This window comes from Humitalea rosea, from assembly GCF_003253705.1.
GTDB lineage: Bacteria > Pseudomonadota > Alphaproteobacteria > Acetobacterales > Acetobacteraceae > Humitalea > Humitalea rosea.
Window position 1 is genome coordinate 154,052 of record NZ_QKYU01000004.1, and the last position, 21,044, is coordinate 175,095.

Annotated in this window: 21 protein-coding genes; 12 read left to right on the forward strand and 9 right to left on the reverse strand. The window is 69.2% G+C overall.

The window, feature by feature from the left end; translation table 11 throughout:
• Positions 1 to 40: 40 nt before the first annotated feature.
• The 4 genes from C8P66_RS24665 to C8P66_RS05010 are packed head-to-tail and all read right to left on the reverse strand — an operon-like array spanning position 41 to position 2,147.
• Positions 41 to 166 (reverse strand): hypothetical protein, encoded by a 126-nt coding sequence (locus C8P66_RS24665; protein ID WP_281271333.1) that lies wholly within the window; start codon positions 164 to 166, stop codon positions 41 to 43.
• A 26-nt stretch (positions 167 to 192) separates the two neighbouring features.
• Positions 193 to 801, reverse strand: a complete 609-nt coding sequence (gene mobA, locus C8P66_RS05000) for a molybdenum cofactor guanylyltransferase MobA (RefSeq protein WP_111397053.1) — start codon at positions 799 to 801, stop codon at positions 193 to 195.
• On the reverse strand, positions 798 to 1,679 hold the full coding sequence (gene fdhD, locus C8P66_RS05005) for a formate dehydrogenase accessory sulfurtransferase FdhD (protein WP_111397054.1): 882 nt from the start codon (positions 1,677 to 1,679) through the stop codon (positions 798 to 800). The genes mobA and fdhD overlap by 4 nt, the downstream gene beginning before the upstream one ends.
• Before the next feature lie 36 nt (positions 1,680 to 1,715).
• Positions 1,716 to 2,147 (reverse strand): hypothetical protein, encoded by a 432-nt coding sequence (locus tag C8P66_RS05010; RefSeq protein ID WP_111397055.1) that lies wholly within the window; start codon positions 2,145 to 2,147, stop codon positions 1,716 to 1,718.
• 130 nt (positions 2,148 to 2,277) lie between these two features.
• Between C8P66_RS05010 and C8P66_RS23740 the strand changes: the two genes are divergently transcribed.
• The 6 genes from C8P66_RS23740 to C8P66_RS05035 all read left to right on the forward strand — a co-directional run bounded on the left by C8P66_RS23740 (position 2,278) and on the right by C8P66_RS05035 (position 9,800).
• A complete protein-coding gene (locus C8P66_RS23740) occupies positions 2,278 to 2,427 on the forward strand; it encodes a hypothetical protein (RefSeq protein WP_158537100.1) in 150 nt (49 codons plus the stop codon).
• 86 nt (positions 2,428 to 2,513) lie between these two features.
• Entirely contained in the window at positions 2,514 to 4,052 is a 1,539-nt protein-coding gene (locus C8P66_RS05015) for an acetolactate synthase large subunit (RefSeq protein WP_111397056.1), read from the forward strand.
• Entirely contained in the window at positions 4,049 to 4,828 is a 780-nt protein-coding gene (locus C8P66_RS05020; protein WP_111397057.1) for a short-chain dehydrogenase/reductase, read from the forward strand. Before C8P66_RS05015 ends, C8P66_RS05020 begins: the two co-directional genes overlap by 4 nt.
• A 245-nt stretch (positions 4,829 to 5,073) precedes the next feature.
• Positions 5,074 to 7,485, forward strand: a complete 2,412-nt coding sequence (locus tag C8P66_RS05025; RefSeq protein WP_456303633.1) for a putative bifunctional diguanylate cyclase/phosphodiesterase — start codon at positions 5,074 to 5,076, stop codon at positions 7,483 to 7,485.
• Positions 7,486 to 7,568: 83 nt separating this feature from the next.
• Complete coding sequence (locus tag C8P66_RS05030) at positions 7,569 to 8,306, forward strand: SDR family oxidoreductase (protein WP_111397059.1); 738 nt, start codon at positions 7,569 to 7,571, stop codon at positions 8,304 to 8,306.
• A 66-nt stretch (positions 8,307 to 8,372) separates the two neighbouring features.
• On the forward strand, positions 8,373 to 9,800 hold the full coding sequence (locus tag C8P66_RS05035) for an NAD(P)-binding domain-containing protein (protein ID WP_111397060.1): 1,428 nt from the start codon (positions 8,373 to 8,375) through the stop codon (positions 9,798 to 9,800).
• Between the two features lie 267 nt (positions 9,801 to 10,067).
• Here C8P66_RS05035 and C8P66_RS05040 read toward each other — a convergent pair whose 3' ends face one another.
• Both C8P66_RS05040 and C8P66_RS05045 read right to left on the reverse strand, forming a co-directional pair.
• Positions 10,068 to 10,745, reverse strand: a complete 678-nt coding sequence (locus tag C8P66_RS05040) for an MlaC/ttg2D family ABC transporter substrate-binding protein (RefSeq protein ID WP_245903216.1) — start codon at positions 10,743 to 10,745, stop codon at positions 10,068 to 10,070.
• Between the two features lie 11 nt (positions 10,746 to 10,756).
• Positions 10,757 to 11,521 carry an MlaA family lipoprotein gene (locus C8P66_RS05045; RefSeq protein ID WP_245903218.1) on the reverse strand — a complete coding sequence of 255 codons (765 nt, stop codon included), beginning with the start codon at positions 11,519 to 11,521 and terminating at the stop codon, positions 10,757 to 10,759.
• A 168-nt stretch (positions 11,522 to 11,689) separates the two neighbouring features.
• Between C8P66_RS05045 and metF the strand changes: the two genes are divergently transcribed.
• Positions 11,690 to 12,640, forward strand: a complete 951-nt coding sequence (metF, locus tag C8P66_RS05050) for a methylenetetrahydrofolate reductase [NAD(P)H] (protein WP_111397061.1) — start codon at positions 11,690 to 11,692, stop codon at positions 12,638 to 12,640.
• Positions 12,637 to 13,200 carry a DUF1643 domain-containing protein gene (locus tag C8P66_RS05055; protein ID WP_111397062.1) on the forward strand — a complete coding sequence of 188 codons (564 nt, stop codon included), beginning with the start codon at positions 12,637 to 12,639 and terminating at the stop codon, positions 13,198 to 13,200. The genes metF and C8P66_RS05055 overlap by 4 nt, the downstream gene beginning before the upstream one ends.
• A gap of 6 nt (positions 13,201 to 13,206) precedes the next feature.
• Here the strand turns inward: C8P66_RS05055 and C8P66_RS05060 are convergent, their stop codons facing one another.
• Positions 13,207 to 14,133 carry a hypothetical protein gene (locus tag C8P66_RS05060; protein ID WP_245903220.1) on the reverse strand — a complete coding sequence of 309 codons (927 nt, stop codon included), beginning with the start codon at positions 14,131 to 14,133 and terminating at the stop codon, positions 13,207 to 13,209.
• Positions 14,134 to 14,213: 80 nt separating this feature from the next.
• Here C8P66_RS05060 and C8P66_RS05065 point away from each other — a divergent pair, with 80 nt between their 5' ends.
• Genes C8P66_RS05065 through C8P66_RS05075 form a run of 3 tightly spaced genes read left to right on the forward strand, consistent with a single transcriptional unit; the run spans position 14,214 to position 17,850 of the window.
• On the forward strand, positions 14,214 to 14,750 hold the full coding sequence (locus tag C8P66_RS05065; protein WP_245903221.1) for a pentapeptide repeat-containing protein: 537 nt from the start codon (positions 14,214 to 14,216) through the stop codon (positions 14,748 to 14,750).
• Positions 14,747 to 16,921 (forward strand): ATP-dependent helicase, encoded by a 2,175-nt coding sequence (locus C8P66_RS05070; protein WP_111397064.1) that lies wholly within the window; start codon positions 14,747 to 14,749, stop codon positions 16,919 to 16,921. The genes C8P66_RS05065 and C8P66_RS05070 overlap by 4 nt, the downstream gene beginning before the upstream one ends.
• Complete coding sequence (locus C8P66_RS05075; protein ID WP_111397065.1) at positions 16,918 to 17,850, forward strand: 50S ribosomal protein L11 methyltransferase; 933 nt, start codon at positions 16,918 to 16,920, stop codon at positions 17,848 to 17,850. Before C8P66_RS05070 ends, C8P66_RS05075 begins: the two co-directional genes overlap by 4 nt.
• On the opposite strand, the gene C8P66_RS05080 is transcribed toward C8P66_RS05075, so the two are convergent.
• Complete coding sequence (locus tag C8P66_RS05080) at positions 17,829 to 18,449, reverse strand: hypothetical protein (protein WP_211314032.1); 621 nt, start codon at positions 18,447 to 18,449, stop codon at positions 17,829 to 17,831. The genes C8P66_RS05075 and C8P66_RS05080 overlap by 22 nt on opposite strands.
• Before the next feature lie 171 nt (positions 18,450 to 18,620).
• On the opposite strand from C8P66_RS05080, the gene C8P66_RS05085 reads away from it, so the two are divergent.
• A complete protein-coding gene (locus C8P66_RS05085) occupies positions 18,621 to 20,252 on the forward strand; it encodes a GMC family oxidoreductase (RefSeq protein ID WP_111397066.1) in 1,632 nt (543 codons plus the stop codon).
• On the opposite strand, the gene C8P66_RS05090 is transcribed toward C8P66_RS05085, so the two are convergent.
• Complete coding sequence (locus tag C8P66_RS05090; protein ID WP_111397067.1) at positions 20,249 to 21,037, reverse strand: amino acid ABC transporter ATP-binding protein; 789 nt, start codon at positions 21,035 to 21,037, stop codon at positions 20,249 to 20,251. The two genes, C8P66_RS05085 and C8P66_RS05090, sit on opposite strands and share 4 nt — an antisense overlap.
• Positions 21,038 to 21,044: the final 7 nt, after the last annotated feature.

Below are 21,044 nucleotides of genomic sequence, written 5' to 3' on the forward strand. Positions count from 1 at the left end.
CGACGGTATGGCCAAGCGCACCCCGGTTGGGAAGCGGTGGTTAGAGGCGGACGCCCGAGGTGGCGAAGGCGACATCAACCGGGCGCTGCACCTCGCCCTGCAGCACCACCGAGGCGCCGACAGCGATGACCACCGCGACGACCAGCCCGCTGATGAATGCCTTCATGACTGCTGTCCTCCGTTCCGGCGCCATTACGGCGCGGCTGCGCCTGGATGCAAGAGCGCTTCGGCCTCGGCCAGTTCCTCGGGCGTGTTGGCGTTGAAAAACGGGTCGCGCGGGGTCGCGGGCCATTCCACCGCGACGCAGCCGTGGCGCGCGGTCCAGCGATCGATCTTGCGCTCCCCGGCCGCGATCGCGGCGGCGAGGTCCCCCCGCAGCGCGACCGGCCAGAGGCCGATCGGCGGATGCGTCCAGCCGCCGGAGGCCGCACAAGCCAGCGGCCCCGCCGCCCGCAGCCGCGCCACCAGATCATCCGGCAGGAAGGGCGAATCGCCCGGCGCGGTGACGACGTAGTCCAGGTCGGGCCGCATCGCCGCCGCCCAGTCCAGTGCTGCGAGGATACCGGCCAGCGGCCCCGGGTGGTCCGGCAGGCTGTCCGGCACCACCGGCAGGCCGAAACCCGCGAAGCGCGCGGGGTCGCCATTGGCGTTGAGGATCACCGCCTGCGCCTGCGGCGCCAGCCGTTCCAGCACATGCGCCAGCAGCGGCCGGCCGCCGAGGGTCCGCAACGGCTTGTCCCCGCCACCCATCCGGCGCGCGAGGCCGCCGGCCAGCACGCAGGCCAGCACGTCGCTCGTCATTCCGCCGTCTCGCGGCTGTTGCGGCGCCAGTGGCGGGCGTCCTCGGGCGGGACCTGGTCAGGGTCGGTGTCGAAGACGATCCGCGATTGCCCGGCCAGGGCCACGAAGCGCTTGCCCTTGCAGCGGCCGATCAGGGTCAGGTTCGCCTCCCGCGCCAGATCCACCGCCCAGGCGGTGAAGCCCGAGCGGCTGAGCAGGATCGGGATGCCCATGCGGACGGATTTGATCACCATCTCCGAGGTCAGCCGGCCGGTGGTGTAGAAGATCTTGTCGGCACCGGAGACGCCCTCGCGGAACATCCAGCCGGCGATCTTGTCCACCGCATTGTGCCGGCCGACGTCCTCCATATAGACCAGCGGCGCATCGGCCCGCGCCAGCGCGCAGCCGTGGATGGCACCGGCCTCCAGATACAGCGTCGGCAGCGTGTTGATCGTGCGCAGCAGCCCATAGAGCCAGGAGGTGCGCAGCACCGCATCCGGCGCCAGGGTCACATTGGCAAAGCCTTCCATCAGGTCGCCGAAGGCGGTGCCCTGGGCGCAGCCGCTGGTCAGCGTCTTCTTGCGCAGCTTCTGTTCGAAATCGGTGCGGGTGTCGGTGCGGACGACGACCACGCCGAGGTCCTCGTCATGATCGACCGCCGTCACCGTGTCCTGCGGCCGCAGCATCCCCTGGTTCAGCAGATAGCCGACCGCCAGATCCTCCGGCCGGTCGCCGATCGTCATCATGGTCACGATCTCCTGCCCGTTCAGGTAGAGGGTGAGCGGGCGTTCGACGGTGACCGAGGTCTCGATCTCCTGGCCGGTATGGTCGAGGCCGGTGACGCGGCGGGTCAGCCGCGGGTCGGAGGGGTCGGGCTGGACAAGGAGGGGCGCGGTCATCGCATGCAGATGCGACCGCGCCCCGAATGCCGCAAGCTATCCCCTGATCGACATCGGCCGCATCAGGAACACCGTGCCCCAGCCAAAAGCCCCGTTCAGCAGCAGCGCCCGCCACATCCGGTCGAACACCCAGAGCCCGTCGAAGGGCGGCAGCCCCTTCATGGCGGTGACGACGTACCAGCCGAAGGCGCTGCATACGATGGCGCCGAAGAGGAAGCCGAACAGCAGGTCCGGCACCGGCAGCAACCGCAGGCACAGCGCGATCACGATTCCCCAGATCCCGCCCCAGAACATCAGCGAGAACAGCTGCGGCACCCCATAGGGCGGGACCGGCCGGAAGCTGAACCCCGGTGTAGGCATCAGCCCGGCCAGGTGATGCAGCAGGAACACCGTGCCCTGGTGGAAGATCAGCACGGACAGGGCGCCGGCCAGGAAGCCGAGCGGAATGGCGCGTTTGAGGTGGTTCATCTGCTGTGGTCCCCGATCGTGCGAATCCTGCGCCGCACAGCGAGGAGCGGCAAGACCAGTCGCGCGGACGAAAACCAAGGCGCGTCCGGGGTGTTATGGCAGGAGGCCCGCCCAACGCAGGAGGCTTCTCATGCGCACCCGCAGCACCGCGCCCGCAATGGCGGGCGAGCCGATGCGCGAGCCGCATCTGGCGGCCATCACCGCGGCGCGGGAAGCGGTGCGGCGGCGCGGGGGGCGGGAGGCATTGCGCCAGATCGACCAGGCCCTCGGCGCCGGCTGAGCGCGCTTGGCGTTTTTCCCGCCCGGCGGGGTTGCGGGGCCAGGGAGGCCCGCGCACCCTTGCAAGAACAATCGGGAGCAAACGCAGTGAACGGTGCCGAAAGCCTGGTGCATTCCCTTCTCGCGAGCGGGGTGACGACCTGCTTCAGCAACCCCGGCACCAGCGAGATGCATTTCGTCGCGGCGCTGGACCGGATCCCGGGGATGCGCTGCGTGCTCGGATTGCAGGAAAACGTCGTCACCGGCATGGCCGATGGCTATTGGCGGATGACCGGCGATCCCGCCTGCACCCTGCTGCATTGCGGGCCGGGCCTGGCCAATGGCCTGGCCAATCTGCACAATGCCCGCCGCGCGCGCAGCGGCATCGTCAACATCGTCGGTGACCAGGCGACCTACCATCGCCCATTGGACGCCCAGTTGACCGCCGATACCGAAGGCTTTGCCCGCGGCGTCTCCGCCTGGGTCCGCACCGCGACCGATGCCAAGACCGTGGGCGCCGAGGCCGCCATCGCCGCCCAGGTCGCCCGCACCCATCCCGGCCAGATCGCGACCCTGATCCTGCCCGCCGACACCGCCTGGAACGAGGGCGGCGTGCCCGCCGCGCGCCTGCCCGATCCGATCTCGCCGCAGGCCGATCCGCATGCCATCCAGACCGTGGCGGATGTGCTGCGGACCCGAAAGAACGTGCTGATCCTGCTCGGCGGCCCGGCGCTGCGGGGCAAGGCCCAGGCTTTGGCCCATCGCATCGCCGCCGCCACCGGCGCGCGCATCCTGGCCGAGATGAGCAGCGCCCGCGTCGAGCGCGGCCGTGGCCGCCCGCAGTTGGAACGGGTGCCCTACCCCGTCGATGTCGCCGTCGCCGCACTGGCCGATGTCGAGCATCTGGTGCTGGTGAACAGCAAGGCGCCGGTCGGCTTCTTCGCCTATCCGGGCAAGCCCAGCCTGCATTACCCACCCACCGCCGGGGTGCATGTGCTGACGCGCTACGAGCAGGAGCCGATCGCCGCCCTGACCACCTTGGCCGAGATGCTGGGCGCGCCCGAGGCCGCCATCCCCGACCCCGGCCCCCGCCCCGATATCGCCCGCGGGGCGCCGACGCCGGAGGGCCTGGCCCGCTGCGTCGCCGCCACCATCCCGGAGGACTGCATCATCGCCGATGAGAGCGTGAGCTTCGGCCGTGGCTTTTATGCCGAGACCCATGCCGCCCCCCCGCATGACTGGCTGCAGATCACCGGCGGCGCCATCGGCTGCGGCCTGCCACTCGCGACCGGGGCCGCGATCGGCGGCGGCGGCCGGCGGGTGCTGAGCCTGCAGGCGGATGGCTCGGCGATGTACACGCTCCAGGCGCTCTGGACCCAGGCGCGGGAGAAGCTGCCGGTGACGACCGTCATCCTCGCCAACCGGAAATACCAGATCCTGCTGGGCGAATATCAGGGCGTCGGCGCCAACCCCGGCCGCACCGCCATGGATATGCTGGATATCGGCAACCCGGATCTGGACTGGACCAAGCTCGCGGGCGGCATGGGCGTGGAGGCGGCCAAGGCCCATTCGCTGGAAGAATGCGCCGACCTCATGCGCCAATCCTTCGCCCAGCCCGGACCCTTCGTCGTGGAGTTGGTGATATGAGCTTCGACCTCGGCCTCAGTGGCCAGAAAGTGCTCATCACGGGCGGCAGCAAGGGCATTGGCCTCGCCTGCGCCCATGGCTTCGCCGCCGCCGGCTGCGATGTGGTGCTGGCCTCGCGCAATGCCGAGGCCCTCGCCGCCGCGGCGGATGAGGTGCGCGGCAAGGCGCAGGTCTCGGTCGCGATCCATGCGGGCGACCTCGGCGATGCCGCCACCCGCACGGCCCTGGCCGAGGCCCATCCGGACATCGACATACTGGTGAACAACGCCGGCGCCATCCCCGGCGGCAGCGTGGCGGATTTCAGCTTCGAGCGTTGGTCCGAGGCCTGGGCGCTCAAGGTCATGGGCTACATCCATCTGACCATGCTCTATCTGCCGCGGATGCAGGCCCGCCGGTCCGGCGTGATCCTGAACATCATCGGCATGGCCGGGCGCTCCCCCCGCGCGGATTACATCTGCGGCGCCAGCGGCAATGCCGCCCTGATCGCCTTCACCGAGGCCGTCGGCGGCCGTAGCCTGGACCACAATGTCCGCGTGCTCGGGCTGAACCCGGCGGCGACCAATACCGACCGGATCAAATCCCTCGCCCGCACCCGCGCCAAGGCGCGCTTCGGCGATGAGGAGCGCTGGCAGGAGACGCTGGCGGGGCTGCCGCTGGGCCGGGCGATCGAACCCTCCGAATGCGGCGACCTTGCGGTATTCCTGGCCAGCGAGCGCGCAGGATATATCAGCGGCACTGTCGTCGACCTCGATGGCGGCGGGCGCAACCGGTCCTGAGACGCGATAAGGCCGCGCATCGCCTGAAAGGCGTGGCCCCGCTCACTAAAAGGTGCAAAGCTCAGAAGCATTTTTAGTGCCCCGTTTCTTGTAGGGCCACCCGTCGCGCGCCTGTCTCGCTTTTCCGACCAGCAACCACGCGACAATCGGGGGGTAAGGCCATCGTAGAACAACTCTTTGGGTGGCTGGCCGATTTCTCGGGGCTGGCGCCCCATGGTTACCGCCTGCTCTGGGAGCCGTGGCTGATCTGGACCGATGCGCTGAGCGATATCGCCATCGGCGCCAGCTACTACGCGATTCCGCTGGTGCTTCTGTATGCCTCCCGGCGCCGCCCCGATCTGGCCCATGCGCCGGTCCTCTGGATGTCCGCCGCCTTCATCCTGCTCTGCGGCACGACCCACTGGCTTGATGTCCTGACCCTCTGGGTGCCGGCCTATTCGACGCAGGTCATCGCCAAGGCCGTCACCGCGGCGATTTCATTCCTCACCGCCGTGACGCTCTGGCGCTTTCTGCCACGGCTGCTGGCGCTGCCATCGCCGGCGCAGATGCGCGCCGCGAACCAGGACCTGCAACAGGTCGTGCAGGAGCGTGAGAAGGCGCTCGAAGCCCTCCGCGCCAGCGAAAGGCGCTACCGCGCCCTGACCGAGGTCCGCGCCGGCTCGAGCGCGTTCTGGATCGCCGAACCCACCGGCGCGGTCCGCGAGATGCGTGGATGGGAGGCGCTGGCCGCCCGCCCCGAGGCGAGCATGCAGGGCCTGGCCTGGATGGGCTCGATCCATCCCGAGGATCGCGCGGCGACCATCGAGTCCTGGAAGCAGGCGCGGGCGACGCAAGACCCGCTCGATCTGGAATTCCGCGTGGCCACGGGCGGCCAGGGCTGGCGCTGGGTCGGGTCCCGTGGCGTGCCGGTGTTCGACGAGGACCAGCGCCTCGTCGAATGGGTCGGCATGATCGAGGATGTGCATGAGCGCCGCCAGGCCACCGAGGATCTGCGCCGCACGCGCACGATGCTCGACCAGGTGATCAAGAATATTCCGGCGATGATCTTCGTGAAGGACATGAAAACCGGCCGTTTCACCTTCATCAACCGCGCGGGCGAGGAGTTGCTTGGCGTGACCTCCGCCGCCCTGCTCGGCACCACCGACCATGACCATTTCCCGAAAGAGCAGGCGGATTTCTTCATCGCGCATGATCGGGCGGTCGCCGCCTCCGGCCTGGCACAGGTGATCGAGGAAGAGGCGATCGATACGCCGAGCGGCACCCGGCTGCTGCGCACAACCAAGATCCCGATGCCCGGCAGTGAGGGCGGCCCGAACCTGCTGCTGGGCTTCTGCCAGGACATCACCGATCGCAAGCAGGCCGAGGCGCATATCCGCCACCTCGCGCTGCATGATCCGCTGACCGGCCTCGCCAATCGCCATCTGCTCAACGAGAGCATCCGCGAGGCGGCCGCCAGGGGCGCGAGGTTCGCCGTGCTGTGCCTGGACCTCGACGCGTTCAAGCGGGTCAATGACACGCGGGGGCACGAGGCCGGCGACCGGCTTCTGGTCCAGGTCGCGGAGCGGCTGCGCGGGGTGGTGCGGGAAGGCGATGTCTTGGCCCGCCTCGGCGGCGATGAATTCGTGATTCTGCAGATGGGCGTGACGGAGCCTGAGGCCGTGACCGCCTATGCCCGCCGCGTGGTGGACGAGATGGCAAGGCCCTTCGACCTGGACCTGCAGCAGGTGGTGATCGGCGCCAGCATCGGGATCGCCATGTGCCCCGCTGACGGGACGAACCTGCAAGACCTCCTGCGCCACGCCGATACCGCGCTCTACAAGGCCAAGGCGGATGGCCGGGGCCGGTTCCAGCGCTTCAACACGATCATGAACACCAATCTGCAGGATCGCTACCAGCTCGAAGCCGACCTGCGCGAGGCGATCGAGGCCCGCCATCTGCTGCTGCATTACCAACCGATCTGCGACGCCAAGGACGGCGCCATCCTAGGCTTCGAGGCGCTGGCGCGATGGTGCCACCCGGTCCGCGGCAATATCCCGCCTGGCGTCTTCGTGCCGATGGCGGAGGAATGCGGGCTGATCATCCCGCTGGGCCGCCTGGTCCTGGAGACGGCCTGCGCCGAGGCGGCAGGCTGGGCCGAGCCCGCCCGCATCGCGGTGAACGTCTCGCCGGCGCAGTTCCGCGTGGAGGATCTGGCGGGCGAGATCGCGGAGATCCTGCGCCGCACCGGGCTTTCCGGCGACCGGCTGGAGCTGGAGGTCACCGAAAGCCTGATGATCGATGACCCGGAACGGGTGCTGCGGATCATGCTCGAGCTGAAGCAGCTCGGGGTGCGCATCGCGCTCGACGATTTCGGCACCGGCTATGCCAGCCTCATCTACCTGCGCCGCTTCCCCTTCGACCAGATCAAGATCGACCAGTCCTTCGTGCGGGGGCTGGACCAGGAGGGAGAGGGCCTGTTGCTGTTCAGCGCCATCCTCAACCTCGGCATCTCGCTCGGGCTCGAGGTCCTGACCGAAGGGGTCGAGACCGAGGCCCAGCTTGAGATCATCCGGGGCCTGGGGGGCAGGATGGTGCAGGGCTACCTCTTCGGCCGCCCGGGTCCGGCAGCGGAGGCGCGGGAGCGCCTCGCCCATGGCCACGCCCCCTGTTACCCCTGACCGCCCAGCCCGGTCGCGGGCCCTGCTTCTCGGCTTCGGCTTAGTCTGGTTCAATCCGCCTTCGTGACCCGGGAGGACACACCATGGCCGAAGGCCTGACTGGAAAAATCGCCGTCGTCACCGGAGGCGCGCGCGGGATCGGCCTTGCGGTCGCCGAACGCCTCGCCTCGGATGGCGCGCGCGTGGCGTTGTGGGAGGCGGATCTGGTGGAGGCCAAATCCGTCGCCGAGCGCCTCGGCGGCCATGCCGTCGCCTGCGATGTGACGGATGAGGCGGCGGTGGCCGCGGCCCTCGCCTCGACCGAGGCCGCCCTCGGCCCCGTCGATATCCTGGTCGCCAATGCCGGCATCACCGGGCCGAACCTGCCGGTCGCGACCTATCCGGTCGCGGACTGGCGACGGGTGATCGAGGTGGACCTGACCGGCGTCTTCCTCTGCTGCCAGGCGGTGGTGCCGGGGATGAGCAAGCGGGGCTGGGGGCGGATCGTCAACATCGCCTCGGTCGCCGGCAAGGAGGGCAACCCGAACGCCGCCGCCTATTCCGCGGCCAAGGCGGGGGTGATCGGGCTGACGAAATCGCTCGGCAAGGAGCTGGCGCAATCGGGGGTGCTGGTGAACTGCGTGACCCCGGCCGCGGCCAAGACCGCGATCTTCGACCAGATGACGCCGGAACACATCGCCTACATGCTCAGCAAGATCCCGATGGGCCGCTTCGTCGAGGTGGCCGAGATCGCCGGGCTGGTGCGCTGGCTCGCGGGGCCCGAGTGCGGCTTCTCCACCGGGGCGGTGTTCGACATCTCGGGCGGGCGCGCGACCTATTGAGGCGTGGGCGTTGCGGGATGCGGGCGCGGCCTCCATCCTGCGCGCCTGGCCCACCGAAGGATCGCCATGCCCGCGCGGAGCCTTGTCGCCCTTGAAGCCGAGATCGCGCGCGATCTGGACCTGACCGCCCATCCCCGCGCCCCCTGGCTCGCGGCCAAGACCTGCCAGGGCGAACCCGTCCTGGACTGCCTGATCATCGGCGCCGGGCAATGCGGGATCGCCGCCGCCCATGCGCTGAAGCGCGATCGGGTGGACAATATCCTGGTCATCGACCGCGCGGCTTACGGCCGGGAAGGCCCCTGGGTCACCTATGCCCGGATGCACACGCTGCGCTCCTGGAAGGACCAGACCGGCCCCGACCTCAAGACCCCGAGCCTGACCTACCAGGCCTGGCACGAGGCGCAGTGGGGACCTGAGCATTTCCTGGCACTGCGCTGGATCGCCAAGGAACATTGGAACGATTACCTGCTCTGGTTCCGGCGGGTGACCCGGCTGCCGGTGCGCAACGGCATCACCGCCGGGCAGGTCACGCCCTGCCGCACCGATGACGACCTGCCCTGCCTCGCCATCGAAACCTCGGCCGGGGTTTTGCGTGCGCGCAAGGTGATCCTGGCGACCGGGCAGGAGGGCGCCGGGCGCTGGTGGATGCCGGAGTTCGTCGAGGCATTGCCAAAGCCGCTGCGCAGCCATGCGGTCGAGGACATCGATTTCGCCGCCCTGCGCGACAGGACCGTCGCGGTGCTGGGGGCCGGCGCCTCGGCCTTCGACAATGCCGCGACGGCGCTGGAGGCGGGCGCGGCCGAGGTCCATCTGTTCTGCCGCCGGGCGGAGCCCATGGTGATCCAGCCCTATCGCTGGCTGACCTTCGCGGGCTTCCTGCGCCATATGCATGAGATGGAGGATGCTTGGCGCTGGCGCTTCATGGCCAAGATTCTGGGCCTGCGCGAAGGCTTTCCGGCCGATACCTATGCCCGCGTGCTGAAATTCCCCAATTTTTTCATGCATGTCGGCCGCCCTTGGACCGGGGCGCGGGAGGTTGCGGGACGCGTCGAGCTCGACACCACCCGGGGGCCGTTCACCGCCGATCATGTGATCTGCGGCACCGGCGCGTTGATGGATGCCGGCGCGGTGCCGATGCTGGCCGGCTGCGCCGACAATATCGCCACCTGGGCCGACCGCTACACACCCCCGCCCGAGGAGGCGAATGAGCGCATCGGCCGGTTCCCCTACCTCGATGCCGGCTATGCCTTCACCGAGAAGCGGCCGGGCGAGACGCCCTGGATCGCCGATATCCATCTCTTCGGGATCGGCACCAGCCTGTCCTTCGGGCCGGCCGGGTCCTCGATCAATGCGATGGGCATCGCCGTCCCCCGCCTTGCGGCGGCGGTGACGCGGGGGCTGTTCGCCGCCGACCTGCCCCGGCTATGGGCGGAGCTTGGCGCCTATGACCTCAAGCAGGTGGAGCTGGACCCGAGCCGGATCGCGGCGGATTAGGCCTGGAGCCGTTTCCGTTCGCTTGCGCCCACTTCAACCGCGCCAGCCTGTTGTTTTGTCGTATTTTCCGAGTCGCCAGGCGAGTCTGCCTGACGTGAAATTGCTCTAACAGGCTGCTGAAGAACGACGCTTGGCTCCGGCGAAACCGCAATGTTCGGCAGGAATGAATCCAAAGGCGCTGCGTGTTGAAGGATTCATTCGTGTTGCGCGATCATCGCGAAACAATCGGTCGCCGCTTGCTGGCGAAGGTTCTTTTTCAGCAGCCTGCTAACGGCCTTCGGCGGCCGCCAGGGTCGCGATCTGGCCGCGCATCGCATCCAGCAGCGGCGCGACCTTGCCGCTATTGCGCGTGATCACCGAGGAATACTCGCTGCGCTGCGTCAGGCGCAGCGAGGTGCCCTCGGCGATCACATCCACGACCCTCGGCTGGCCATTGACCTCGCCCACGCGCCAGTCGAGGCCAAAGGGGGCGCTGTTCGGGCGTTCCACGATGGTGCTGACCAACACGTCATCCTCCGCCCGCGCCTGCACACGGCCAAGGGTGAAGCGCACGCCCTGGTACTCGCCGAAGCGGGAGGAGAGGTTGCGGATCAGCATTTCCTCGAACAGGCGCTGGTATTGCTGCTGCTCGTCGGACGTCGCGATCCGCCACCAGCGGCCGAGGATAAAACGGCCCACGCCATCCAGATCGACGGCGCGGCGCAGCACCGCGGCAACCTGCTCCCGGCGCTCGCCGATCGGGGCCTGGGCATTGATTGCCGCGACCAGTTCCTCACCGGTCTTGCGGATGAACTCCCCCGCGCGGCTGGGATCGACCTGGGCGCGCGCGCCCGGGGCGACAAGCGCCAGGCCCAGGCCGAGCGGGAGCAGCCAGAACCGCCGCCGTGGCATCATGGCGGGCGCGCCGGGGCCGGTCACCAGATCATTGTCATCTTTGAGCGTCATAAGACTTTTCCTCAGCGCCGCAGGCCGGAGCCGATTGCACTACCAGTGGCGTCCGCACGCCCGGTTTCGCCCCGATTGCTGATGTCCGCCGCGCGCCGCTGGCGATAGGCCGAACGCAGGGCCGCATAAGGGTCGAGCGAATTGGCGGTCAGCGTATCCAGCGGCTCGATCAGCCCCTCGCGCGCATCCAGCACGCCCGCGACGCTCCGCACGACCATCGCGTTTTCCAGCGCCGTCGAGCCGCTGATCCAGGTGAGCGGCTGGGCCGCGAGGTCCACACCGAAGCCGGTCAGGTCACGCGGGTTGGACGGCCCGAGCACCGGGATGAACAGGAAGGGGCCTTCGCCTGCGCCCCAGACCGCCAGGGTCTGGCCGAAATCCTCCGAATGTGGCGGCAGGCCAAAGTCGGTCGCCACCTCGAAGATACCGCCGACGCCGAGCATGGTGTTCAGCACGAACCGCCCGAGGGTGGTGCCGAAGCGCTGGGTCTCGCCCTGCAGCGCATCATTCAGCAGCACAACGGGCGTGCGGAGGTTGGACAGCACATTGCGGATGCCGGTGCGGATCGGGGGCGCCAGAAGCGTGCGATAGATCTCGGCGGCCGGGCGCAGCGCCAGTGTGTCGATGGCGTTGTGAACGCCATAGGAGACGCGGTTCAAAGGCTCGATCGGATCGTTCAGAGCGTTGAACTCGGCCACCGATTCGGGATCGGAGGCGGGAGGCGGGGTGGCGCAGGCGGCAAGCCCGAGACAAGCCACGACAAGGATGGGGAACATACGGGTCGGACGCATGATGGGGCGGGTCATCCTGAGCGGGGTAGTGGCACGGAAAGCATGGCACATGCCACCGGCCTGCACCCGTCTCATAACGCAACAGCCCGCGATGCGTCACCCCGTCCCTTCATTGCTCTTCTAGGGCGCGCCGGTCACCGCTATGTGTGCGGCATGGACGGCACCCCTCCCCCCCAATCCCCGCCCCCTCCCGGCACCCTCGCGCGCTGGCTGACCGGCCCCCGCTTCGGTGCGCTGCCGGCGCCGACCGACCTGCCGCCGCCGGCGCTGTCCTTCGAATTCTTTCCGCCGAAGACGGATAAGCTGGAGGAACAGCTCTGGGCCTGCATCCGCCGGCTGGAGCCGCTGGCGCCCCGATTCGTTTCGGTCACCTATGGCGCCGGCGGCACCACCCAGGCGCGGACCCATGCGACCGTCGCGCGGCTCGCGGCCGAGACCAGCCTCACCCCCGCGGCGCACCTCACCTGCGTCGGTGCCACGCGCGATGAGGTCGATGCCGTGGCCCGGCAGTATTGGGAGGCCGGGGTGCGCCACATCGTCGCCCTGCGTGGCGACCCCCCGGCAGGCACGGAGACGTATGCGCCGCATCCGGGCGGCTATGCCCAGGCGGCGGATCTGGTCGCGGGGCTGAAGCGGGTCGCGCCCTTCGAGATCAGCGTCGGCGCCTATCCCGAGACGCATCCGACCGCGGTCTCGGCCGAGGCGGATCTGGACAATCTGAAGCGCAAGATCGATGCGGGCGCCAATCGGGCGATCACCCAGTACTTCTTCGAAACGGATGTCTTCCTCCGCTTCCTCGACCGCGCGCTGGCGGCCGGGATCACCGTGCCGATCGTGCCGGGAATCCTGCCCGTGTCCAACTTCACGCAGGTGGCCAAGTTCTCGGCCATGTGCGGCGCCTCGGTGCCTGGCTGGATGGCGCGGCTGTTCGAGGGGCTGGAAGAGGATACCACCACCCGGACCATGATCGGCGCGGTCGTGGCGGCCGAGCAGGCGCGGCTGCTGCAGGCGAATGGGGTGGATGAGATCCATTTCTACACGCTGAACCGGCCGGATCTGACCTATGCGATCAGCCATTTGCTGGGGGCGCGGCCGAAGGCGTGACGACCACGGCGGCGGGGGACCACAACGCGGGCGGCAAGGTCCGCCTCAAGGTCGCGGATCACATTGTCTCTGACGCGCGCTTCGGCGGCGAGCGGAACTGCTACCGCTACTGGCTGGAACGGCGGTGGGACGGCAAGCCCTTCGGCAGCCCCGGCTATGCGGTGCAGATCGGCATGAATCCCTCGGTCGCCGACGTTGATTTCGACGACCCCACCGTGGCGCGCTGCGTGGAACGGGCGAAGCTCTGGGGCTGCGGCGGCATGGTGATGCTCAATGCCTTCGCCTACCGCTGCACGGACAAGCTGCGGCTGCTGGAGGTGGCGGACCCGGTGGGGCCGGAGAATGACGCGACGATCCGCCGCTATGCCGCACAGGCCAAGGTCGTGGTGGTCGGATGGGGCCAGCCGCCGGCAGTACTTCGCGGCCGCGGCGCCGAGGTGGCAGCGCAGCTGCGCGCGGCGGGGGTGATGCCGATGTGCTTCAAGGTGAACAAGGACGGCAGCCCGAAGCATCCGCTCTATGTCGCGATCCGCGCCGGGCTGATCCCGTTTCCGGCCTAGCCGCCCTCAGGCCAGCTTCCGGTAAAACCCCCGCAACATCGCCGGCCCCAAAAACAGCGGAAACTGGCAGATCGCGAAGAACAGCAGCAGATCCTTATCCGCCGTGGCCGGCAGCACCGCCAGGAACAGCGCCAGGTTCCGGTTCCCCCCGAGCAGCCCCGCCGAGAGCGCCAGCCGTCGCCCAAAGGGCGCGAAGACCAGCGCCGTCACGATGTTCAGCCCGAAATTCCCGGCAAAGGCGAGCGCGATGCCGCCCAGCACCCAGCCGGGCTCCCGCAGCAGCAGCGCCAGCATCCCATCCATCACGCCGAAGCCGTAGATCACCACCAGCCAGACCACGCCGCCATCGACCGCGCCGCCCACCCGGCGCAGCCGTTCCGGCCCCGCGAGGGCGCGGATCACCATGGCGATCGCCGCCGGCAGCAGCACCACCAGCGCGAGGCGCCCCATCAGCCCCGCGACCGAAATCGACAGGTCGATCCCGAGCAGCCCCAGCGCCAGCGGTGGCGCGGTGAAGGGCACCAGCACGGTGGTGACGAGCGACACCACCAGCGCCATCTCCCCATCCAGCCCCACCAGCCTGGCGAAGGCGGGCGAGGAGGTGGCGGCACAGGCCGCCGCCATCATCACCAGCCCCGCCCCCATCGGCCCCTGGAAGCCGGTCAGCCACACCACCGCGAAGACCAGCAGCGGCGAGACCAGCAGCACGAAGCCCGACATCGCCAGCATCAGCACCGGCCGCCGCAGGTAGCCCAGCACCTGCACCGGATCGACCCGCAGCAGCACCAGGGTCATCAAGGTCGCGATCATGGGCGTCAGCACGTCGCGGAAGGCGGCGGCCAGCGGTGGGATCAGCAGCCCGCCGAAAATGCTGGCAGCGAGCAGCAGCCCGCCCTGGCGGGCCGACCATTCGAAGAATCGGAGCAGGTGCACCCGGGCAGACTGGCCCCACCCGGCGCCGGCGTGAAGGCGTGCGGCTTGGTGCCTTGTTCGCGGCACTCTATATCCCGACCGTGATCACCTCCCCCAAAATCCCCGCCCTGGCCTCGCTCCTCGCGGCCTTCCTGCTCGTGGCCCCCCTGCTGATGGCCCTCGGCCTGCTCGGTCCGGCCCAGGCTGCCTGCACCGATGCCGCCGGCCCCGGGGTCGATTGGCGCCGCTGCCTGATGGAGGGCAGCAACCTGAACGGGGCAGACCTCACCGGGGCGGTATTGCGCGATGCCTCGCTGACGCGCTCGCAGATGGTGGGCGCCAAGCTGCTGCGGGCGGAGGCGCAGGACTCCCGCTTCGTCTCCGCCGACCTCACACGGTTGGATGCGACCGGGGCCAACCTCCGCGGCGCCGATTTCACCCGCACGACCCTGGTCGAGGCGGTCTTCGCCGGCGCCGACCTGCGCGGCGCCCGCTTCTTCCGCGCCGACCTCACCGGCGCCAATTTCAGCGGGGCGAGCGTCGCCGCGGCCGATTTCTCCGGCGCGACCATGGCCGGCGTGCTCTGGATCGATGGCGTCAAGCGCTGTGCCGCCAATAGCGTGGGTGCCTGCCGATGAGCGAGGAGAGCTACCTCGCGCGCCTGAACCCGGAACAGCGGGCGGCGGTCGAGGCGGTGGATGGCCCGTTGCTGGTGCTGGCCGGGGCGGGCACCGGCAAGACGCGCGTGCTGACGACCCGCTTCGCCCATATCCTGCACAGCGGCCGCGCCCAGCCCTGGCAGGTCCTGGCCGTGACCTTCACCAACAAGGCCGCGCGGGAGATGCGGGAGCGCGTCGCCGCGATCATCGGCCAGCCGGCCGAGGGCCTCTGGCTCGGCACCTTCCACGCGCTTTGCGCCCGGATGCTGCGGCGACATGCGGAGGCGGCGGGGCTCACCTCCTCCTTCACCATCCTCGACACCGACGACCAGATGCGGCTGCTGAAGCAGGTGATGGAAGCCCGCCAGATCGACGTCAAGCGCTGGCCGCCCCAGGTGCTGATGGCCACCATCCAGCGCTGGAAGGACCGCGGCCTCACCCCCGCCCGGGTTTCGCCGACCGATGAGGCGGAGGTCGCCAACCCCCGCTCCATCGCCTTCTACGCCGCCTACCAGCAGCGCCTGCTCGACATCAACGCCGCCGATTTCGGCTGCCTGCTGCTGCATGTGGTGGAGATCTTCCGCGCGCGGCCGGACATCCTGGAACAATACCACCGCCAGTTCCGCTACATCCTGGTGGACGAATACCAGGACACCAACCAGGTCCAGTACCAGTGGCTGCGCCTGCTGGCCCAGGCGCGGAAAAACATCTGCTGCGTCGGCGATGACGACCAGTCGATCTATTCCTGGCGTGGCGCCGAGGTGGAGAACATCCTGCGCTTCGAGCAGGATTTCCCCGGTGCCACCATCGTCCGGCTGGAGAGCAACTACCGCTCCACCGCGCCGATCCTGGCCACCGCCTCGCATCTGATCACGCATAACGAGGGAAGGCTGGGCAAGACCCTGCGCCCCGGCCGCAATGATTCCTCCGGGGAGAAGGTCCAGGTCGTCAGCCTCTGGGATTCCGAGGAGGAGGCCCGGATGGTCGGCGAGCGCATCGAGCAGGCCCAGCGCGAGAAGATCTCCCTCAACGAAATGGCGGTGCTGGTCCGCGCCGGCTTCCAGACCCGGTCCTTCGAGGATCGGCTGATCGTGCTCGGCGTGCCCTATCGCGTGGTCGGCGGCCTGCGCTTCTACGAGCGCGCGGAGATCCGCGACGCCATGGCCTATCTGCGCCTGCTGCATCAGCCGGCGGATGACCTGGCCTTTGAGCGCATCGTGAACACCCCCCGCCGCGGCCTCGGCGACAGCACCATCGCCGCCATGCATCTGGCCGCGCGCGAGCAGGGCATCCCGATGATGGCCGCGGCGCGTGAGCTCGTCGAAACCCTCAAGCCCCGCCCCCGCTCCGCGCTGCGCGAGCTGATGGCCGGCTTCGACCGCTGGCGCGAGGCGCTGGAGACCCATGGCCACGTCCGCACCGCCGAGATCGTGCTGGAGGAAAGCGGCTACATCGCCATGCTGAAGGCGGACAAGTCGCCCGAAGCGCCGGGGCGGCTGGACAACCTCAAGGAACTCACCCGCGCCATGGGCGAGTTCGAGACCCTGGCCGGCTTCCTCGACCACACCGCTTTGGTGATGGAGAACAATGAGGAAGCGGGTGCGGAGCGGGTCTCGCTGATGACCCTGCATGGCGCCAAGGGGCTGGAATTCGACCTCGTCTTCCTGCCGGGCTGGGAGGAAGGCGTCTTCCCGAACCAGCGCTCGCTGGATGAGACCGGCAACAAGGGGTTGGAGGAGGAGCGCCGCCTCGCCTATGTCGGCATCACCCGCGGCCGCAAGCGGGTCATCATCAGCCATGCCGCCAATCGCCGCATCTATGGCAACTGGACCTCGGCGGTGCCCTCGCGCTTCCTCGACGAACTGCCGGAGGCCGAGATTTCCCGCGAGGGCGCCCAGCGCCAGCGGGTCGCGGACTCCGTCTTCAACGGCCCGATGGCCGCCCGCCGCCCGCCCCGCATCATCGAGGCCGATGGCTGGGCCGTCGCCCCCCGCCCGGCCGCGACCAGCACCTACAAGCGCGGCGGCCGCGTGTTCCACCAGAAATTCGGCTACGGCACTGTCACCGGGGTCGAGGACAACAAGCTGGACGTCTCCTTCGACAAGGCCGGCCAGAAACGCGTTTTGGACAGCTTCCTGGAGCCCGGATGAGCCACGCTTTGTATGCCGGACCCCGTGCCCGCCGACCCGCCCTGCTGGAATGCGTCTGGTTGGACGATCTGCCGCATGACGTGCTGGACCATTTCGAGGCCGCCTTCACCGCCGCCTGCAAGACCGTCGCCTTCTTCTTCGACGAGGACGCCGATACCTGGCGGATCGAGGGCGTGCGCGAACAGGGCGAGGATGATGCCACGCTGATCTCGGGGCTGGCCCTGGCCGCGCTGGTCTCGGGCTATGCCGCGCCGCCGTTCTCCCGCGCGCCGGTGGAGGCCGAGGGCTGGCTCGCCCGCACCGCCGCCGCCTTCCCCGAACAGCCGATCGGCACGCGCTTCCTCATCCGCCCCACCCATGTGCCCGACACCAGGCGCTGGGACCGAAAGGTGCTGAAGCTCGATGCCGGCGTCGCCTTCGGCAGTGGCGAACATGCGAGCACCCAGGGCTGCCTGATGGCGCTGGAAGCCATCGCGCATCGGCGCCCCCGGCGCGTGCTGGATCTGGGCAGCGGCTCCGGCATCCTGGCCATGGCATCGGTGCATCTGTTCCACCGCCCGGTGCTGGCGACGGATATCGACCCCTGGTCGGTGCGGATCATCGGCGAGAACGCCATCCGCAACGGCATGCGGAACTTTGTCCGCGGGCGCCTCGCGGATGGCTGGAAGCACCGCCGGGTCGCGGCCGAGGGGCCCTATGATCTGGTCTTCGCCAATATCCTGGCGCGGCCGCTCTGCGCCATGGCGCGCAGCCTGGCGTCGTCGCTCGCCCCAGGCGGCACCGCGATCCTGGCCGGGCTGCTGAATACCCAGGCACGACGGGTGCTCGCCGCGCACCGGCGCTGTGGGCTGACGCTGGAGCGCCGGCTGGTGGTGGGCGCCTGGACGACGCTGGTGCTGCGCGCGCCTCAGTCCACCGCGAAGCAGTAGAACAGCCCCGCCCCGCCCGAGGCCTGCAAGGCCGGGGCGGAACAGCCGCGCGAGGGGTGCGAAGTGTTCCAGGACACCGATTCCGCATCGTCGCGCAGCCCGATGCGATCCGAATGCCCGACCATGGCCGCCCCCTCCGTGCTGCTGGTCCAGTTGCGGCAGGTGCGGTCCTCCCCGGCCGGGAAGGCGGTGCCGTCGGGCTGCGATCCGGTCAGGATATCATGCGTGTTGGGCGTATCGCCGCGCCCGTTCACCACCGCCCCTGCCTCGGTCAGCGCCGTCTGCTTGGTCAGGGCGTTGGCTGCGCTGTGCAGATCGGCGACGCTCTGCGCGATCACCACCCCGCTCCGGTTGCGCCAGGGGCCACGGCCGATGCGGTCCCGCGCATGCACCGCCCCGGCCCCCTGGGTGCTGAGATAGGCGCGCCAGCTATGGCCGCCCGCCCCGGCGGCCTGGGCGAGGCGCTGGCAATGGGCATCGGCCCCGGCCAGCCCGCCCAGATCGGCGCCTTGGCCCGGGCCGGCGCTGGTGACGAAGAAGCTCATCTCGCCCGGTTGCTGCGCGGCTGCCGGCGTGAGAAAGCCCAGGGCCAGAAGCACCGCGGGTAGAGCCCGCTTTCCTGTATGTGCCATTTTCGTTGCACTCCCGTTGGGCGAAGCCTGCGCCATCGCGCAGCCCTTGGGCAAGGCAAAGCCGCATGCCGCGCCCGCCGGCTTGCGGCCCGCCGGCGAGTTCGTATCCTCGGCCAGAGGATCCGAGAAAGACATGCGATGACCAACATCCAGGCCGATGCCTTCGACTATGTCATCGTGGGCGCGGGCGCCGCCGGCTCGGTCCTCGCCAACCGGCTGAGTGCCGACCCGACCCTCACCGTCTGCGTGCTGGAGGCCGGGCCGCCCGACCGCAACCCCTTCATCCATATCCCGGCCGGCTTCATCAAGACGCTGGCCGATCCCTCCGTCACCTGGCAGTTCAAGACCGAGCCGCTGGAGATGACCGGCGGGCGCCGCATCAGCACCGTGCAGGGGCGCACCCTCGGCGGTTCCTCCTCGGTCAATGGCATGATCTACAACCGCGGCCAGCCGGGGGATCTGGACTCCTGGGCGCAGCGCGGCAATCGCGGCTGGGGCTATGCCGATTGCCTGCCCTACTACCGCCGCACCGAGAACCGCATCGGCGAGGCCGGGGAGACGCGCGGCAAGAACGCGGAAGGCATCCCGGTCACCGACATGGATTGGAGCCATCCGGTCTCCGAGGCCTTCATCCAGGGCTGCCTCGGGCTCGGGATTCCGCGCACGCGGGATTACAACTCCGGCGACCAGGCCGGCGTCGGATACTACCAGCGCACCATCCGCAACGGCCGCCGCGTCTCCGCCGCGCGCGCCTTCCTCAAGCCCGCGATGAAGCGGCCGAACCTTGAGGTGCGCACCAATGCCCGCGCCAGCCGCATCCTGTTCGAGGGCAAGCGCGCCATCGGCGTGCAATACCTCTCCGCCCCCGGCGCGCCTGCGCGCGAGGTGCGTGCCCGGCGGGAGGTGGTGCTCTCCGCCGGCACGGTGAACACGGCGCGGCTGTTGCAGGTCTCGGGCGTCGGGCCGGCCGATCTGCTGGGCTCGCTCGGCGTGCCGGTGGTGCATGCGGTGCGTGGCGTCGGGGCGAATTTCCGCGACCACTACGCCTCCCGCTTCGTGATGCGCGCGCGCAAGGGTGTGGAGACGCTGAACGAGCTGTCGCGCGGGCTGCGCCTCGGCAGCCAGATCGCGCGCTGGGCGATGGGCAAGCCGAGCATCCTGGCGACCACGCCATCCCATGTGCATGTGTTCTGGAAGAGTTTTCCGGAGTTGGACCAGCCGGATCTGCAATGCGTCTTCACCCCCGGCTCCTATGCCGAGGGCAAGGTCTATATCCTCGACGATTATCCCGGCGTGACCGCCGGCGCCTGGCAGCACCGGCCGGAAAGCCATGGCTGGGTGCGGGCGCGCAGCGCCAACGTGTTCGAGGACCCGGAGATCAATCCGAACTACCTCTCCGACCCCATGGATGTGCGCGTCCACCTCGCCGGCATGCGGCTGCTGCGGCGGATGCTGGCGACGCCCGAACTCGGCAAATTCATCGAGGCCGAGACCCTGCCCGGCCCGAAGGTGCAAAGCGATGACGAGATGCTGGATTTTGCCAAGAGGAACGGCAGCACCACCTACCATTTGAACGGCACGGCGCGGATGGGGCCGGAGACGGACCCTGGCGCGGTGGTCAGCGACCGGCTGCTGGTGCATGGCATGCAAGGGCTGCGGATCGCCGATGCCTCGATCATGCCGAGCATGCCCTCGGCCAATACCTATGCGACGACCTTGATGATCGCGGAGAAGGCGGCCGATTTCATCAAGGGCGTGGAGGCGGCCTAACCGCCCCCGCTGAAGATCCCATGGAAGCGGCCGAGGAATTTCTGCAGCCGCTCACTGTCGGGGCGGTCGAAGACCTCGGAGGGGGCGCCCGACTGGGCCACCTTCCCCTCGTCCATGAACACGACATGGTGAGACACGTCACGGACGAAGAGCATCTCATGGCTCACCACCAACATGGTCATCCCGCTCTCGGCCAGCGCCTTCATCACGCCCAGCACCTCGGCGACCAGCTCCGGGTCCAGCGCCGAGGTCACCTCGTCGAACAGCAGCAGCCGTGGGTCCATGGCGACGGCGCGGGCGATCGCGACCCGCTGCTGCTGCCCGCCGGAGAGTTGGTAGGGGTAGTGCCCCCGCCGCGCCTCCAGCCCGACCTTGCCGAGCCAGTGGCCGGCGATCTCGCGCGCCTCCGCCTTCGACTTGCCCAGCACCTTGGTCAGGCCGAGCATCACATTCTCCTCCGCCGTCAGATGCGGGAAGAGGTTGAAGCTCTGGAACACCATGCCGATGCGGGCGCGCTGGGCGGAGACCTTGGCCTCGCTGAGCCGGCGGCGGCGAGAGCCGTCCATGCGGTAGCCGATCGGCTCGCCATCCAGCAGGATGTCGCCGGCGTCATGCTCCTCCAGCATGTTCACGCAGCGCAGGAAGGTGGTCTTGCCGGAGCCGGAGGCGCCGATCAGCGACACCACCTGGCCCTGGCGCACTTCGAGGTCGATGCCCTTCAGCACCTCCAGCGCGCCGAAGCTTTTCCGGACGCCCTCGGCGCGCAGCAGAATCTGTTCGGCCATGCCGGTT

Bases quoted from the DNA above. Each gene is read 5' to 3' on its own strand.
- C8P66_RS23740 (WP_158537100.1), top strand. From the start codon at position 2,278: ATGCGCACCCGCAGCACCGCGCCCGCAATGGCGGGCGAGCCGATGCGC.
- C8P66_RS05010 (WP_111397055.1), bottom strand. From the start codon at position 2,147: ATGAACCACCTCAAACGCGCCATTCCGCTCGGCTTCCTGGCCGGCGCC.
- C8P66_RS05070 (WP_111397064.1), top strand. From the start codon at position 14,747: ATGAGCGAGGAGAGCTACCTCGCGCGCCTGAACCCGGAACAGCGGGCG.
- metF (WP_111397061.1), top strand. From the start codon at position 11,690: ATGGACGGCACCCCTCCCCCCCAATCCCCGCCCCCTCCCGGCACCCTC.
- mobA (WP_111397053.1), bottom strand. From the start codon at position 801: ATGACGAGCGACGTGCTGGCCTGCGTGCTGGCCGGCGGCCTCGCGCGC.
- C8P66_RS05020 (WP_111397057.1), top strand. From the start codon at position 4,049: ATGAGCTTCGACCTCGGCCTCAGTGGCCAGAAAGTGCTCATCACGGGC.
- C8P66_RS24665 (WP_281271333.1), bottom strand. From the start codon at position 166: ATGAAGGCATTCATCAGCGGGCTGGTCGTCGCGGTGGTCATCGCTGTC.
- C8P66_RS05030 (WP_111397059.1), top strand. From the start codon at position 7,569: ATGGCCGAAGGCCTGACTGGAAAAATCGCCGTCGTCACCGGAGGCGCG.
- C8P66_RS05045 (WP_245903218.1), bottom strand. From the start codon at position 11,521: ATGTTCCCCATCCTTGTCGTGGCTTGTCTCGGGCTTGCCGCCTGCGCC.
- fdhD (WP_111397054.1), bottom strand. From the start codon at position 1,679: ATGACCGCGCCCCTCCTTGTCCAGCCCGACCCCTCCGACCCGCGGCTG.
- C8P66_RS05085 (WP_111397066.1), top strand. From the start codon at position 18,621: ATGACCAACATCCAGGCCGATGCCTTCGACTATGTCATCGTGGGCGCG.
- C8P66_RS05040 (WP_245903216.1), bottom strand. From the start codon at position 10,745: ATGACGCTCAAAGATGACAATGATCTGGTGACCGGCCCCGGCGCGCCC.
- C8P66_RS05035 (WP_111397060.1), top strand. From the start codon at position 8,373: ATGCCCGCGCGGAGCCTTGTCGCCCTTGAAGCCGAGATCGCGCGCGAT.
- C8P66_RS05075 (WP_111397065.1), top strand. From the start codon at position 16,918: ATGAGCCACGCTTTGTATGCCGGACCCCGTGCCCGCCGACCCGCCCTG.
- C8P66_RS05090 (WP_111397067.1), bottom strand. From the start codon at position 21,037: ATGGCCGAACAGATTCTGCTGCGCGCCGAGGGCGTCCGGAAAAGCTTC.